The sequence below is a fragment of the Staphylothermus marinus F1 genome, assembly GCF_000015945.1.
GTDB classification, from domain to species: domain Archaea; phylum Thermoproteota; class Thermoprotei_A; order Sulfolobales; family Desulfurococcaceae; genus Staphylothermus; species Staphylothermus marinus.
On the sequence record NC_009033.1, the window covers coordinates 714,590 to 729,620 of the forward strand.

Here is a 15,031-nt window from a genome sequence, read left to right on the forward strand (position 1 = left end):
CATTAGGTGATTTTTTGGGGCTGGAAATCTATACATTAGATGAGATAAGTTTAAGCAATAAAGAAGTATTGGAGATTCTAAACAAGATATTCGTTTATGACCATATAGATATAGAGCTTTATAGGAGAACTATAGAATTAGATCCTAATCATTCAAATAATGAATTCTTCTTCTTCACTGAAAACAATGAAGTTATCGGAGTAGCTTACCTAGTATATTTAAAAGAAAAAACCAAATCTATCCTAGGCGGATTAAACAAGTATACTGATCATATATGGTTAAAATTGTTAGGTGTTGTTCCAGGAAAGGAAGAACTCCTAGAAAATATAATAGATTACATCGAAGATTATGCTGGAAGAAACAATAAAAAAATAATACACATATATGGGTATGCACCATTCTACTTTGCTCCAGGAATAGATCGTAGATACGAGATAATAAATAGGAAACTATTTGAGAAAGGCTATGAGTTGGAGAGCAAGGTTGTAAACTATTATGTTGACATGGATGAATACTATGTTCCATTAGAAGCATTATGGCTACAAGAAAGAATTAGTAGGGAAGGATATGTTGTTAGGGAAACAGGGATTGATGAATATGATAGAGTGACTACATGGATAAAAGAAAAATTCGGGATTATCTGGGGACTAGAATCGTTAATCACTAAAAACTATGAGTGCTCAGGGATCATTATAGTTGAGAATAAAGAGGAGGAAATAATAGGTTTTAATACTTATGGGGCATCTGCGCCTTACAGATATGGTCCTGTGGGTGTTTGGGAAAAGTATAGGGGTAGAGGGTTTGGAAAAATACTTCTCCACTATACACTAAATAAGATGAAGAAGCTTGGACTGCGCATAGTTGAGATTCCATGGACTACTCATTTATTCTACTATGCAGGAGTGCCTGGACTATATAGGATTAGGTTGTTTAATATATATGTTAAAAAAATTAATTAAATCCAAATTCTTCTTTTTTCAATTACTTCGCCGAAGAAAAACTTCATTTCTTCATCATTCATCAATGGATCATAATCTCCCGCAGTTTGTATTCTCGGCTCTACCCTTATTCTCTGCCCTTCTAATAATGCAGTTATTGCTTGGAGCTTGGAAATTATCCATGAGGTTTCCTCTAATAATTTCTTATTATTTATATTATTTATTTCATTTAGCATCTTCTTTAAGCGGGCAACATCGTTTTTACTTGGTACATAGTCTCCTAATGGGTTGAAAGGTGACGCCTTATTTAATTCTATAAATAAACGCATTGTTTCATAGTATTCTTCTGGGTATAGGTGTTTGATTGCATTAGTAATTGATTCTTCAGGATCATAGTTTTGTTTTCTCCTATACATTTCAGCTAATGTATATAATGGGATTTTGGAGGCTTCAGCTTCTATCATTGGGTTAGCAACGTATCCTGATACATAGTTCCATATTTCTGGTTCTCTATTAGTGAAGGGGCCTAAGTGTAGTCTTGCAATACCTTTTAATAAGAAATAATCATTTACTGGGTAATTGTCCCAAATAAATGGTTTCCTCCCAGTGATCTCATGGAATCTCTTAACATCTTCTAATCTTATTTTTCTAGATACTATTGCTGGACCGGTCCACATTATATATACGTTGTTCTCAAGCAGTGATCTGAGTTCTCTAAGATAGTCTTCTCTGAACCCCCAATAATATGTGGGGCAGAAAAACATGTTTTTAGGAGATAATTCATGGATAACATAGTTTACTAGATCAGCTTGTGCTTCGCCCAGTGTTTTATAGCCTTTGCCTCTAAGAACTGGAGGAATATCATCTAGGAAAATAGCTATGTTGGTGAAACCTATCTCCATTAATCCCTCGAGTTTTAATATGATTTGTCTACGATCGTTTTTGTCCGAGTAATTAATTGTAAGACCTGGTGATAATGCATATACTATTTCAACCCCCTTCCTATTACCAGCATCAATTAACTCCGTGAACATGTCTGTGTAGCTTCTAGGATAAGGTGTTCTCCAACGAGATCGATGATAAGGATCCCATTTTGGACCATAAATATATATGTTCAATCCTATTTGTTGCATAAACTCGATCATTAATAACCTATCTATTTTATCCCATAATGGACCATAGAAGCCTTCAACTACTCCAACATACATGTTATCGCCTAAATATACTCGGTAAAGGGTACAGCATGTAATAGTATTGTCGGAACAAGCTTGACTGCGTCAGCGTATTCAACATTTATTTTTCTCCCATAGATTGCTCCTAATATACGTATGAGGGCTTCAATAAGCATCCATGATTCTTTAAATTGTGATTCATGTTTCCTTAATGCTTCCAGTTTTTTCTCAATAACATCTGTTATATCTATATACATGTTTGGTCTCGAAGTATAATAGTAGGCTATATATCTTATGCTATGTGGAGATAAACCCGTCTCTAAGTCTACACGATTATATAGGGGCATCCCCGAGAATATTGCGGCTGTTGATGCTGCTCTCCCAGTATTTAAATGATCAGGATGGGCTTCATAGGGTAGAGAAGGATCAGGAGCTAACACTATATCTGGTTTGAGAAGCCTATATAGTGTTACAAGCTTGTTTATTACCTCATAACTATATGGTAGTTCTCCATCAGGATAATTTAGCCAATAAATATTCTTAACGCCTAAGACCTTAGCAGCTTCTTCCTGCTCTCTTTTCCTAATTAATGCTACCCTACCCCTCGTCATTCTTGGATCACGTGTTCCTCTGGAACCATCAGTCATTACTACTAAGTATACATCCTTGCCTTTTCCAGCATATTTAGCGATTAACCCACCCACTCCTACTTCGCAATCATCTGGATGTGGTGAAATACATAGTATTTTACGAGCATTATCGAATGCTTGATCAAAGTCCTTTGCAATATATTGCTTCACAATAGTCCTGTATACTTCTTGTTCCGGTAATTGCTTTATTAGCTGGAGAATTTCAGACATCACATTAATTCACCTATACACTATACAATTATTTTTCTATGGGGTACTTAGTAAATATTAGTGCTGCAGGTATTAGTAGTAGTGCTCCAACAACATATACGAGGCGAATGCCTAGATCATTGCCTGGAGCATAACCGAATACTCCTAGTAGAAACGATACTGTTACACCAGCTATTCCAGCCATTGTCTTAGTTATTAGTCCTTGTGTTCCAAAATAAATTGCTTCTCTACGATAACCAGTTATTTGTTCATCAACATCGGTTATGTCAGCGATGATTGCGTTTGGAAGCATTAGTAGTGGAGTAACAAATGCTCCTGCTATAACGCCTGTTATTAGCAAGTATATTTGGGGATCAATTGGTACATAGCCTATGAAGGCAATCATTAGTGTTGGTATGAGAAATAATAGCATACCTAACAAGTATACTTTCTTCTTACCAATTGTTGATGCTAAATGTTTGTATATTGGTAGTGTTATTATTGAAACAATTATGAGTGGTAGATAGAATAGTGAAACATGTTCTTTTTCTAACCCAGCTGAAACAGTTACGGCATATGATAATGCCGTTTGCAACATTGTTGTTGAGAGTACTAGTAGTGCTGTTGGTACGAGGTATAGGAGAAATGTTTTATTAGTAGCTGTTATTTTTACTGCTTCCCACAAATTCATCTTAGTAGCTATTTTTTCAACAGACCTTATTCTCTCCTTAACACCTAGAACAATTGAAAACATAGCTGTTATTCCTATCAGTGTAAGAACAATTGCAGTATTGAGGAAACCAAGTATTCCTAGGAGGATAGGTACTATTACACCACTAATAATTAGTGATACTTGGCTGAAGAATGCTTGGAAAGTTGATAATTTCACTCTATCCTCCTTAGTAGTAGCTATTTCAGGTAATAATGCGAGATATGGCGCAATAGCCGCTGTAAAGCCAAACCAGAACACGCCGAGAAGTATAGCTGCATATAATACGTTTATTATAGATACCCCGTGAACAATCGGTATCCATATAAGGATCTGGCTAAGAGCCATCAATATGAAGCCCATAACAATAAAGGGTTTACGCCTCCCCCACTTTGAAATTGTTTTATCGCTCCAATAGCCAATCAATGGATCAGAGACTGCATCTACAATTCTACCAAACAATATAACGGCGCCCATAGCAATGATCGGTGCTAAAGGCATTAATCCACTATTCTCTGGAGGAGAATAATAGTATAGTAACCACTGAACAATAAGTGCCGAACCAACACCCATAAGATTACCATAACCATAAAGCAGAGCTTTAAGAGAAGAAATCCTCTCCTCAGACAACTAAACCCCCCAACAGTCCCACAAAAGTTAAATAAATATAAAAAATAAAATTAAAATATTGCCATAAAACCCCACAGCCTCACCAAGTATTCTCCGCAAGAATTCAACGTAAAAATATAATATCCTGGGAAAAATAGAACATAAAAGACATAAAGTTGGGCCCGTGGTCTAGCCTGGTTAGGACGCCGCCCTCACACGGCGGAGGTCCGGGGTTCAAATCCCCGCGGGCCCACCATGCAATCCTACATTAACAAACCATATGTTAGCATAACCTAGTTTTCCTCCTTTAGAATTAGATCTATATTTTATTTAAGAAAAGAAGCTTGTAATAATGATTCTTGCCTTAATACACTGAATACACTGTAGAGGTTTAATAAAAATGATTAAGAAAAGCTACTATATGAATGTATTGCTAAAAACTATTTTTCTTTTGCTCTCCTAGCCTATATGGTTTCTAGTATGATTAATATTGATCTCATCTTGTATTGATGTTATTCTTTCTATTTATACACTAATACGTTCCTGGTTGTATTTGTATTACTAGTTCTACTGCTCCATTGTCTTCTATTACTATTGTTAGTAGTCCCATGAACATTGCGGGTGCGCCGTTTATGGTTGTATTATAGTATCCTGCAATGTGTATTTCACCGCCTGATGATACTAGTGTGGTTGTTACCCATCCATTATTTGCTAATGTTGTGTTTAATTCTTGTAAATAGTTAGATGCTTCCTGCGGATTATAGTTTTGTATATGGAATGATGCCGCATATTGTTGGTTAACTACTCCCTGGAAATAGCATTGTAGATTTGATTCTCCGAAAACTGTGGCTGCTGCTTGATACATAGACTGATACGCTGCTTGATACTGTGTGGGCGGATTAGGTATGCATCCGGGGGCTTGTGTGGTTGTCGTAGTACCTGTTACACTTTGAGTGGTTGTTGTAGTTGTTGTAGTTGTTTCTGATGGTATCTGTGTCGAGGAAGATACTTTTCTACCGCTCCACTGTCCATTATCCATATTATTTGTGAAATGCCATGTTCCAGATGCTTGTGTACCATCACCTGATACTGTACCGCTAAATACTACGGCTGCCATACCGCCATAGTTTCCTACAGTACCAACAGTTATTTGGTTACCATCAACTGTTACCTCGATATTTATCCATCCACCGGTAGGGTATACATCTGATGTTTTTAAAACACCAGCATACTTGTTAGAGCTTACTCGGTGAATAATCCATGTCCAATGACCAGTACTACTCGGACCCTGCCATGCATGAGCAGTAAATGTGCCTTCCCATGTACCAGATAGGTCCGCGCCAGAGTATCCACTGGTTGTAGTAGTTGTCTGTGTTGATTGTTTTGTTGTAGTTGTTGTTTCACTTAGTGTACTAGTTGTGCCAATGTTTATTGAGGAGGCGTTATAGTATATTATAGCTGCTCCAACGCCCACTAGGAGAGCAACTACTACTCCTACAATTAATAATGTATTCAAACACTTTCCTCCGGCCGATAATGTATGTATTGACCTAAACGCTGTTATCCTTATAGAGGTTTATAAGGGTTTTACAACATCGTTACTTTCATTAAAAACCCATCTACACCGATGAAACCATAAAATGGGTAGAGACAATATAAATAAGCTAAGCCCCTCAGAAAAATAGCATAAAAAGTCACGATAAACAAGATAGTGCTTCCACTATATAGGCCAGATAGTAAAGCATATATTTCTAGAAAGCAAAGTTTTTCAATGTCCCCCGCTCCCCGGCAACAGAGCCGTATAGGCTTAGGATGAGCCGTGGGGTTCCCGGCCTTCAAAACACTTCAATTTGACTGTTACTGGGATAAGGAATATAATGGATACTATATTCTTCATATTTATTGAGTGATGAATCCTCCTCTCACATAGACCGCGTAGTAGCGGAGTGAAGATCCTCACGGTAACTGATCATTGCTTACCGATGAGGAGCCTATACCCCTCAATGATAGATGATTAATGCACCGGTTGCCGAGGGAGGAATATATAATATATTTATTTAAACCTTTTAATCATAAGGTATTCAAAGACTAGTAAGAACATAGATGCGGTGATGAGAAGGAGTTGAAGTATCCCCTAGATAAGATATGTGTTAAAAGCGGCATACTCTGTCCTAACTGCCAGAGAAAAGTAGATACTGGAATCGTGGGTAAATACGAAATCTCAATTATGAAGGCAATGATGGAACTTGAAGATGAAATGAAAGAATTACGTAGAGGAGAATATATTAAAGCATATGAAGTAAATGGCTTGGTTATAGTGATAGTAAAAGATCACTGGGAAAAAGAAGAAATCGAGAAGATCTCGAAATCATTATCGGCTAAGTTACGTAGAAAAGCAAAAGTAGTAGTTGATACAGGAGATAAGAAGCTATTAGTTGAACAAATACTTTATCCAGCCACACTATTGGGCTTAAACACTCTATGGCTCCCTGATGGAAGCGAGCAAATGATAATTAGAATCTCTAGGAGAGACCATAGATTCATTGGGGGACGAAAACACGCATATGAATCACTACTATCAAAGCTGTTGGGTAGAAAAGTTAGGATCAGGTTTGAGTAAATAATAAATTATCTTTAAACAGCTCCCGCATAATAATTGAAGCATACATTCCAGACTCCAGTAAAAAAGATATTTTTAAAGCATCACCAATTAGAACAAGACTAATATTGCTAGGTCTAAATATTCCCCTTCTATACCAGCAACCCATACGTTTCATAACATTTTGATCCAAACTTTCAACACTAAATATGTCCTTATAAAAATTTATTCCATCAAAACAACCAGGCAAAGGCAATACTTTATCCAGACCAATCCAGCCCTTCTCCTCTATTATCTTATTTAACAAAAGATTATAGAGATAAGCAGCATAAGCATCAACGAGTATGTTTCTAATCATCCGGTTAACCTTGTTTACTGCTTTGAAAATATCCTCAGTATCAACAAGTATTTTCTCATACAATAACTTCTCAAATCCGAGAAATATTCTGTTATATATTGATTCATTGCTTTCACTAGGATATATACCTTTTAGAAACTCTCTTATAAAGAGATCGATCCTGTCGATGAGAAGGTATTTTCCTAATAGGTGGGAATTGAATCTTTTCAAACCAAATCTTTGATAACCATAGTATGACGGTAATCCATATTTTGCTATCTTATTTAAAATATTATTTGCTATATCACGATCTTTTTTATCAGTGTCTTTAACTATTAATACAAATTTATTACCTGTTAGATCTTTTCTTCTAGGCTTTCTATGCACGTATCCTATAAACACGTATTCTAGATCTCTATGAATTGTTTTCTCTTTGGAAAGACGATTATATATGATGTTTTTTCTAATGAAAAAGAACTGTTTGGATCTTGAATCTCTATCCTTGAACCCCAGGAATAATATGTTTTGTTCAGGTATACCTAGATCTTTTGCAACTATTCTTACAGCTTTCAATGTATCTATGTTTTTCTTTCTTATTTCGAAAACAGCGTAGTCACCGTTTTCTTTTGAAAAACCTAGCTTTTTCCAATCGATAATTTCTTCGACTATAAAGGTTTCTGTGGATGGATAGTATTTTGTGTTTAGCTTATTACATGTTAGATAGTATTTTATAGCTGAAACATAATCTAATGGGTGAACATATACGTATTCTTTACAGGGAGGTGTTTCTAGAGTAATTTTAGATCACCAGTTATTTCATCGATTTTCCTAGAGGGGCCAGGACCTATCCCTACAGCTGTTAATGTATTTGGGGGGAGCTCTGTTAATCCAGCATCTCTTATTATTGCTACAGGTAAATCTTTCTTCTTAGCCATTTCAGCATATTTCAATAAATCTCTTTCACTTCCCCCTTTAACAACTATTTTTTTCTGACCAGTAGCCCACCATTCTAGAAACCATTCTCTCTTCTTCTTATATGCTTCGAAAGCTGCTGAAACCGCTGCATGGGCTACTTGTACAGCTAGTTTTCCTTTGCTCATCTTAATATCTGTTCTCACAATTATTACTTGTTTATACTCCGTGTTTCTCAGCAAAAATATCTCCTCCCATGGGAATATTTTTAAGCACCTATCCACGTTGTATGGTATAGCATTGGGGGATTTAGAATATTGACTAGCTAATATGGTGAATGGTTATGGCGTCAAAATATAGTTTGACCAGCAATATATCGATGCTTGAAGCAGCAAGCCCTCCTGTTTGTAGTAGTTGTCATAGAATCATTCCGCCACATGAACATGGAACAGAGTTTCTATGTCCAAACTGTGGCCAAGTAATAATTCGTAGATGTAAGAAGTGCAGAAAACTATCAGTTCCCTATGTTTGTCCAAATTGTGGTTTCCGCGGTCCATGAGGTGAGCAGTGTATGGCTAAAGTACTTGTATTATTGAAGGTTTTACCAGAAGATATAAATATTGATCTAGAAGAGTTGAAGGAGAAGATACGAAAAGCTCTTCCCGAAGGATACGAGATAAAAGGATACGATATAGAACCAATAGCTTTCGGATTAAAAGCATTGAGACTATACATATTCATGCCCGAGGAAACAGAGGGCGGAACAGAACCGCTGGAAAACACTGTTATGAATGTTGAAGGAGTAAGCCAGGTAGAAGTAGAAGCTGTACATAGAATTACCTAGCATTAATGTTTTTCACAGTAGCAAACTTGTTTGATCATGAAAAGAACATATTTATCTGTTTCCCTCCTACCTATACAATACGGGTTATCATTACATAGTCGTAAAACTATCTATCCAACACTATTTAAGGGTATATTGATAGTAGGATTAATAGGATTAATAGTTAGCGGCGAATGCATGGTGCTTTAGCTATGAGCTTGTCGACACCAAGCAATAAATCCGGTAAGATAAAAATTACACTAAGAGTTCTTGAAAGCGAACCAAGAGATGTAGGTAAGGGAATAGCAAGAGTTGATCCAGCGATTATGGAGAGATACGGAATAATAAATGGCGATATTCTACTTGTTGAAGGAAGGAAGAAAACCGTTGTTAGAGCTGTTGAGGGATACGAGAAAGATCGTGGATTAGGCATTATCAGACTAGACAAATTCTCTAGGCAAAACGCAGGTGTAAAGATAGGGGATAAAGTAATAGTTGAGAAATTAGATGAGAACGAAGTCCAGAAAGCAATAACAGTTAAATTAGCCCCCACAAAATACTATGCACCAATAGATCCAGGCACGATTGGGTATATTAAAAATAGACTACTAAACCGTCCCGTATTAGAAGAAGACCTAGTAGTTATTCAAATACTTGGACAAACAATACCCTTCAAAGTAATCTTGACAAAACCTAAGGGACCAGTCATAATAAAGAGGAACACAAACATAATAGTATTAGAGAGACCAATGGATCACGCAGTTCCTAGAGTAACATATGAAGATATTGGAGGCATGAAACACATTGTACAACGAGTAAGAGAACTAGTAGAGCTACCGCTAAGACATCCAGAGCTGTTTAGAAGACTCGGAATAGAACCACCCAAGGGGATCCTATTATATGGTCCTCCAGGTACTGGTAAGACATTATTAGCTAAAGCTGTCGCTAACGAAGCAGAAGCATATTTCATAGCAATCAACGGACCTGAAATAATAAGTAAGTTCTATGGTGAATCAGAGCAGAGGCTTAGAGAAATATTTGAGCAAGCAAAAAAGAATGCTCCAGCAATAATATTCATAGACGAAATAGACGCTATAGCTCCTAAAAGAGACGAAGTCATGGGAGAAGTTGAAAGGAGAGTTGTAGCACAGCTTCTAGCATTAATGGACGGGCTTGAAAGCCGTGGAGACGTAATAGTAATTGCCGCAACAAATAGGCCTAACGCATTAGACCCAGCACTCCGTAGACCTGGAAGATTTGATAGAGAAATAGAGGTTCCACTACCAGATAAGCAGGGAAGACTGGAAATTCTACAAATACATACACGTGGAATGCCTTTAGCAAATGATGTTGACCTAAATAAATTAGCAGAAATAACACATGGATACACGGGAGCAGACATTGCTGCACTAGTCAAAGAAGCAGCTTTACACGCGCTTAGAAGATATATGCCTGAAATAGATTTGGAAAGTGAAACTATACCTGTAGAAGTCCTCGAGAAAATGGAGGTTAGAATGGAGGATTTCCTAGCAGCATATAAGGAAATAGTGCCTAGTGGTCTACGTGAAATATATGTTGAAGTCCCAGAGGTTTCATGGGACGATATTGGTGGGTTAGAAGATGTTAAACAAGAGCTTAGAAGAGCTGTTGAATGGCCTATGAAGTATCCAGAAGTATTTAAGAGACTTGGAATAAAACCTCCCAGAGGAATCCTATTATATGGTCCTCCAGGTACTGGTAAGACATTATTAGCTAAAGCTGTTGCTACTGAGAGTGGTGCAAACTTCATAGCAGTAAGAGGACCAGAAATACTAAGCAAATGGGTAGGAGAATCAGAAAAAGCGATCAGGGAGATCTTTAGAAAAGCGAGACTCTACGCTCCAGCAGTGATTTTCTTCGACGAAATAGACGCTATAGCTCCAGCTAGAGGATATGCTTTCGATTCAAGAGTAACTGAGAGAATAGTTAGCCAGTTATTAACGGAAATGGATGGAATCAATAGATTGGACAACGTAGTAGTTATAGCTGCAACTAATAGACCAGACATACTCGATCCAGCACTGCTTAGACCGGGAAGATTTGATAAGCTAATATACGTGCCTCCACCAGATCTAAATGGTAGAATAGAGATCTTAAAGATTCATACACGTAATATGCCGTTAGCTGATGACGTAGACTTATATGAAATTGCCAGATTAACTGAAGGATATAGTGGTGCTGACTTAGAAGCATTAGTTAGAGAAGCCGCTATGAGAGCATTAAAGGAGAACATAGAGATTAACAAAGTATATATGAGGCATTTCCTAGAAGCAATGAATGAAGTAAGACCCTCGATCACCCAAGACATAGTGAAGCTATACGAGGAATGGGGGAGAAAGGCGAGGCAGAGATTACCAAGAGAATATTTAAAGCCCGCAATGTATACATAACTCCTATATGAGTATACTCTAACTATAACATTCCATTTTACATAGTTTCAAAAACAGTTTTCTAAGGTGCAATATTATGAGCAAAAATATTTGGCGGAACCATCCATTATTCAGGATAATACTAGAAGAACTAATAAATAAGCCGACAGGCATGTCTGAAAGAGAATTATTAGAAGTTATCAAGAAAGAATATGGATATGAAGTGTCAAAGGTAGAACTTTACCAGATACTGCTTAAATTAGAATTGAGAGGACTTATCAGAGTTGAGGAATTAGGCCGTGATCTAATAGTTAAGATCTCCCCTGATTTCAGCAAGATCATACAGTAATCTTTATGGATTAATCAGTAATATTTTATTCTTGGTGAAGTATCTTGGGTGTTAATCTTAAAGATTTAATCCCCGAAGAAGCAAAGATGACCATAGAAGATCTAAGGATGCTTAGGGGAAAAATCGTTGTTATCGATGGATACAATGCATTATACCAGTTCCTAACAGCTATTAGACAACCAGATGGAACACCTTTAATGGATAGCCAGGGTAGGATAACAAGTCATCTAAGCGGATTATTTTATAGAACAATAAATATTTTAGAAAACGGGATTAAGCCTGCATATGTCTTCGATGGAAAACCACCAGAAATAAAGGCTAAAGAAATAGAGAAGCGTAGAAAAATACGTGAAGATGCCTCTAAAAAGTACGAGGAAGCACTTAGAAAAGGAGATATAGAAGCTGCTCGAAGATACGCTATGATGTCTGCAAAGTTAACTGATGAAATGGTCCAGGATGCTAAGAAATTATTAGATGCAATGGGTATTCCATGGATACAAGCTCCTGCTGAAGGTGAGGCGCAGGCAGCTTATATTGTTAGTAAAGGAGATGCATGGGCTAGTGCTTCACAAGACTATGATAGCTTATTGTTTGGATCACCGAGGCTTATAAGAAACCTTACAATTTCTGGTAAGAGAAAACTGCCTAGGAAAAACGTATACATAGAGATCAAACCAGAAATCATAGAGTTAAAGAAACTATTAGAAAAACTGGGATTAACAAGAGAACAACTAATATATGTAGCTATACTGATCGGTACAGACTATAATCCTGACGGTGTAAAAGGTATAGGTCCTAAAAAAGCTCTTCAACTAGTAAAAGCCTATAAAACACTAGATAAAATACTCAAAATAATACCGAAAACAGAGTTTCCCATAGAACCAGAGAAAATAGTTGAATACTTCTTAAACCCACCGGTATCAACAGATTATAAGCTAGAATGGAGAGCACCGGACGAGTCCAAGATAAGAGAGATTCTCGTAGAAGAACATGATTTCAACCCTGAAAGAGTCAAGAATGCTGTTGAAAGACTAGTTAAAGCTTATCGTGAACATATAAAGAGCAAACAATTGGGATTAGAAGCATGGTTTTCCTAGATATGATCATGACTAATCTTTCCATCCATACTCACCAATCAATGGAACAAACATACATTCAATACCATGTTTAGTAACATATTCATGTTCCCCAACACGCTTAACACTCAACAATCTCTGTACAAATCTGTCTCCAACAGGAATAACTAGTTTACCACCTACTCTTAATTGTTTAAGCAAAGGCTTAGGCACCTCGGGAGCTGCAGCTGTAACTATTATCCTATCATAAGGAGCTTTCTCTGGATACCCCTTAGTACCGTCTCCAACTATTACTGTAACATATTCTATATAGCCTGTTCTTTCCAAGTTCTTTTTAGCAAACTCTGCCAGTTCAGGTATTCTCTCAACTGTGTAAACATGTCCTCTTCTATTAGGATCCTGTTTAGCGACAATTTCAGCTAAAACAGCTGCTTGATAACCAGAACCCGTGCCAATCTCTAACACAATGTTGCCAGGTTCTGGATCAAGTTCTTCAGTCATTATTGCAACCATGTGGATAGCGCTAATAGTTTGACCAAAACCTATAGGTAATGGTTCATCAATATAAGCATATTCCCTGTACTGTGGAGGAACAAATTCTTCTCTTGGAACACTAAGTAGTGCACGATAAACTTTATCAGATCTAATTATTCCTATTCTACGCAAATAATCAATAACTCTCCTACGTTCATTCTCGAATCTGCTACGCATACTTATCCACCACAGTTATAATTTTATATCTATACTACTTAACTACTTATTAATGAACCATATCGAGGTGAACATTTGAAAGCATATGATATAATAATAGCTCGTGGACACCCCAACATAAAAGCAACACATAAAACAACTATTGAAATAACAAAGGAAAACTATCTAACCCCTAGAGGAGACTGCATAATAGGTGTTGCTAGTAATAAGTCGGCAAATGATCTAAGGCCTGAGCTGAAAAATATTCTAAAACAAGATAATACAATAGCTGTGTTCATACTATATGTCGGCGAATTAATGGATTACATATTAGCTACAGGTTCAAAAAACCTATTAATACAGGATGAGAAGAAACTTATTATTAGGAAAAGCACATATATTGAGCCCGCAACAATAGCTATAAGATCAAATAAAGCCGCAAAAGATATTGATCGTAGAATCGTGGAGAAACTGAGGGATCCAAACACTATTCTGAAAATCTACATAGTAGGATTAACGCTTGACGAGATCAAGCCTATAAATATAAGTATAGGGAGCATAGTCTAATACTCTCGTAGCTTTCTCTAAAAACCACTTATCACTATACTTGCCAATTCTCTCCAACACATCTTCCAAGCTTTTCCCAATAATATATAAGTGCAAGATCCCGTTTTTCCTAAGCAAGTAATCGTAGACATACATATATTCAATGCTTTTATGAGGGAGATTAGCTATTAATCGGTCAAAGTATTCTTTAAGACTTGGAAAATTCATAAACTCTTTAGCATCAATCTTTGTAACAGCTATGTTTCCCCTAAGTTTTTTTCTATTTAATAATATATTATCAATTATTGATACAAATGCATAAGGGTTAAGATCATTAGCTAAAATAAATGATTTATGCATCGAAGCTATATGTATTGGAAATCCTCCTATACCGCTGAATAAATCTATTATTTTTTCATTATCACCACTAATAGTAGCAATCCTCCTATGTTCTTCTGATAATCGTTTATTATAGTATACTTTGCCCAGCATTATCCTGAATAATAAACCATATTCTTTAACAATAACTGATCCTACTTCTACTCCCCAAATTAGTTTTAGCTTTGGTAAACGGAACTCATTAATGGTTTTCTCCTTAATATAAATAGCTTTAATATGTGGATGTAGATCAAGTAATGTATTAATTAGTTGTTCTCTACTAATATTTTCCAGTACATTTTCTCTCACAACAACTATGTCTCCCAATAGATCATATGATGGGATATATTTGTGATCTCTATGTTTTCTCCTCTTTTCCAGTAAACAATCAATTAATTCATACTCGAATTCTTTAAGTATAATATGTACTTTATCATCTGATCCTTGAATAATAGGTATATATACATACTCTTTATCATGTGATACTTTATATTCCCTATTTAGAAGCCCGTGTTTTTTCAGTAAAGCTAATACGTTATTAGCGTATCTCTTATATATTTTAACGCATTTAGTCATTTCCAATACCAGTAAAACACTAAAGAATAGGGTATTATAATATCTTTCAATAACAAAATAATATCTTTGA

General features: G+C 36.3%; 17 protein-coding genes and 1 tRNA gene. 10 read left to right on the forward strand and 8 right to left on the reverse strand.

What is annotated here, in order from left to right; translation table 11 throughout:
- Positions 1–14: 14 nt before the first annotated feature.
- Positions 15–959, forward strand: a complete 945-nt coding sequence (locus SMAR_RS03625; protein WP_011839001.1) for a GNAT family N-acetyltransferase — start codon at positions 15–17, stop codon at positions 957–959.
- Here SMAR_RS03625 and SMAR_RS03630 read toward each other — a convergent pair.
- Genes SMAR_RS03630 through SMAR_RS03640 form a run of 3 tightly spaced genes read right to left on the reverse strand, consistent with a single transcriptional unit; the run spans position 956 to position 4,288 of the window.
- Entirely contained in the window at positions 956–2,146 is a 1,191-nt protein-coding gene (locus tag SMAR_RS03630) for a protein O-GlcNAcase (RefSeq protein WP_011839002.1), read from the reverse strand. The two genes, SMAR_RS03625 and SMAR_RS03630, sit on opposite strands and share 4 nt — an antisense overlap.
- An 8-nt stretch (positions 2,147–2,154) precedes the next feature.
- Positions 2,155–2,970, reverse strand: a complete 816-nt coding sequence (locus tag SMAR_RS03635; RefSeq protein ID WP_011839003.1) for a PIG-L deacetylase family protein — start codon at positions 2,968–2,970, stop codon at positions 2,155–2,157.
- Between the two features lie 28 nt (positions 2,971–2,998).
- On the reverse strand, positions 2,999–4,288 hold the full coding sequence (locus SMAR_RS03640) for an MFS transporter (protein ID WP_011839004.1): 1,290 nt from the start codon (positions 4,286–4,288) through the stop codon (positions 2,999–3,001).
- 157 nt (positions 4,289–4,445) lie between these two features.
- Between SMAR_RS03640 and SMAR_RS03645 the strand changes: the two genes are divergently transcribed.
- Positions 4,446–4,523: transfer RNA gene (locus tag SMAR_RS03645), tRNA-Val, on the forward strand.
- Between the two features lie 276 nt (positions 4,524–4,799).
- On the opposite strand, the gene SMAR_RS03650 is transcribed toward SMAR_RS03645, so the two are convergent.
- Positions 4,800–5,783, reverse strand: a complete 984-nt coding sequence (locus SMAR_RS03650) for a hypothetical protein (protein WP_011839005.1) — start codon at positions 5,781–5,783, stop codon at positions 4,800–4,802.
- A gap of 606 nt (positions 5,784–6,389) precedes the next feature.
- Between SMAR_RS03650 and SMAR_RS03655 the strand changes: the two genes are divergently transcribed.
- Entirely contained in the window at positions 6,390–6,887 is a 498-nt protein-coding gene (locus SMAR_RS03655; protein ID WP_011839006.1) for a transcription elongation factor, read from the forward strand.
- Here the strand turns inward: SMAR_RS03655 and truD are convergent.
- Together truD and pth2 are read right to left on the reverse strand one after the other, a co-directional pair.
- Entirely contained in the window at positions 6,874–8,001 is a 1,128-nt protein-coding gene (truD, locus tag SMAR_RS03660) for a tRNA pseudouridine(13) synthase TruD (RefSeq protein WP_148676742.1), read from the reverse strand. The two genes, SMAR_RS03655 and truD, sit on opposite strands and share 14 nt — an antisense overlap.
- Positions 7,992–8,303: a peptidyl-tRNA hydrolase Pth2 gene (gene pth2 / locus SMAR_RS03665; protein WP_052833920.1), complete on the reverse strand. Its 312-nt coding sequence runs from the start codon at positions 8,301–8,303 to the stop codon at positions 7,992–7,994. Before pth2 ends, truD begins: the two co-directional genes overlap by 10 nt.
- A gap of 155 nt (positions 8,304–8,458) precedes the next feature.
- Between pth2 and SMAR_RS08400 the strand changes: the two genes are divergently transcribed.
- The 6 genes from SMAR_RS08400 (at position 8,459) to fen (ending at position 12,792) form a co-directional block, all read left to right on the forward strand.
- The gene (locus tag SMAR_RS08400) at positions 8,459–8,674 is read left to right on the forward strand and encodes a zinc finger domain-containing protein (RefSeq protein WP_212577000.1); all 216 of its coding nucleotides are present in this window, start codon (positions 8,459–8,461) and stop codon (positions 8,672–8,674) included.
- A 12-nt stretch (positions 8,675–8,686) separates the two neighbouring features.
- The gene (locus SMAR_RS03670; RefSeq protein WP_011839010.1) at positions 8,687–8,959 is read left to right on the forward strand and encodes an elongation factor 1-beta; all 273 of its coding nucleotides are present in this window, start codon (positions 8,687–8,689) and stop codon (positions 8,957–8,959) included.
- A gap of 36 nt (positions 8,960–8,995) precedes the next feature.
- Positions 8,996–9,148 carry a hypothetical protein gene (locus SMAR_RS08545; RefSeq protein ID WP_169696937.1) on the forward strand — a complete coding sequence of 51 codons (153 nt, stop codon included), beginning with the start codon at positions 8,996–8,998 and terminating at the stop codon, positions 9,146–9,148.
- Between the two features lie 2 nt (positions 9,149–9,150).
- A complete protein-coding gene (locus SMAR_RS03675) occupies positions 9,151–11,367 on the forward strand; it encodes a CDC48 family AAA ATPase (RefSeq protein ID WP_011839011.1) in 2,217 nt (738 codons plus the stop codon).
- A 76-nt stretch (positions 11,368–11,443) separates the two neighbouring features.
- Complete coding sequence (locus tag SMAR_RS03680) at positions 11,444–11,695, forward strand: hypothetical protein (RefSeq protein WP_011839012.1); 252 nt, start codon at positions 11,444–11,446, stop codon at positions 11,693–11,695.
- Between the two features lie 44 nt (positions 11,696–11,739).
- Complete coding sequence (fen, locus tag SMAR_RS03685; protein ID WP_011839013.1) at positions 11,740–12,792, forward strand: flap endonuclease-1; 1,053 nt, start codon at positions 11,740–11,742, stop codon at positions 12,790–12,792.
- Positions 12,793–12,804: 12 nt separating this feature from the next.
- On the opposite strand, the gene SMAR_RS03690 is transcribed toward fen, so the two are convergent.
- Positions 12,805–13,482, reverse strand: coding sequence for a protein-L-isoaspartate O-methyltransferase (locus SMAR_RS03690; protein ID WP_011839014.1), 678 nt, complete (start codon positions 13,480–13,482; stop codon positions 12,805–12,807).
- Between the two features lie 75 nt (positions 13,483–13,557).
- Between SMAR_RS03690 and SMAR_RS03695 the strand changes: the two genes are divergently transcribed.
- Entirely contained in the window at positions 13,558–14,028 is a 471-nt protein-coding gene (locus tag SMAR_RS03695; protein WP_011839015.1) for a DUF371 domain-containing protein, read from the forward strand.
- Here SMAR_RS03695 and SMAR_RS03700 read toward each other — a convergent pair.
- On the reverse strand, positions 13,975–14,961 hold the full coding sequence (locus SMAR_RS03700; protein ID WP_011839016.1) for a class I SAM-dependent methyltransferase: 987 nt from the start codon (positions 14,959–14,961) through the stop codon (positions 13,975–13,977). The genes SMAR_RS03695 and SMAR_RS03700 overlap by 54 nt on opposite strands.
- Positions 14,962–15,031: the final 70 nt, after the last annotated feature.

Coding starts and splice junctions, on each gene's coding strand:
- SMAR_RS03630 (WP_011839002.1), bottom strand. CDS start 2,146: ATGTATGTTGGAGTAGTTGAAGGCTTCTATGGTCCATTATGGGATAAA.
- SMAR_RS03635 (WP_011839003.1), bottom strand. CDS start 2,970: ATGTCTGAAATTCTCCAGCTAATAAAGCAATTACCGGAACAAGAAGTA.
- pth2 (WP_052833920.1), bottom strand. CDS start 8,303: ATGAGCAAAGGAAAACTAGCTGTACAAGTAGCCCATGCAGCGGTTTCA.
- SMAR_RS08400 (WP_212577000.1), top strand. CDS start 8,459: ATGGCGTCAAAATATAGTTTGACCAGCAATATATCGATGCTTGAAGCA.
- SMAR_RS03670 (WP_011839010.1), top strand. CDS start 8,687: ATGGCTAAAGTACTTGTATTATTGAAGGTTTTACCAGAAGATATAAAT.
- SMAR_RS08545 (WP_169696937.1), top strand. CDS start 8,996: ATGAAAAGAACATATTTATCTGTTTCCCTCCTACCTATACAATACGGG.
- SMAR_RS03675 (WP_011839011.1), top strand. CDS start 9,151: ATGAGCTTGTCGACACCAAGCAATAAATCCGGTAAGATAAAAATTACA.
- SMAR_RS03680 (WP_011839012.1), top strand. CDS start 11,444: ATGAGCAAAAATATTTGGCGGAACCATCCATTATTCAGGATAATACTA.
- SMAR_RS03690 (WP_011839014.1), bottom strand. CDS start 13,482: ATGCGTAGCAGATTCGAGAATGAACGTAGGAGAGTTATTGATTATTTG.
- SMAR_RS03700 (WP_011839016.1), bottom strand. CDS start 14,961: ATGACTAAATGCGTTAAAATATATAAGAGATACGCTAATAACGTATTA.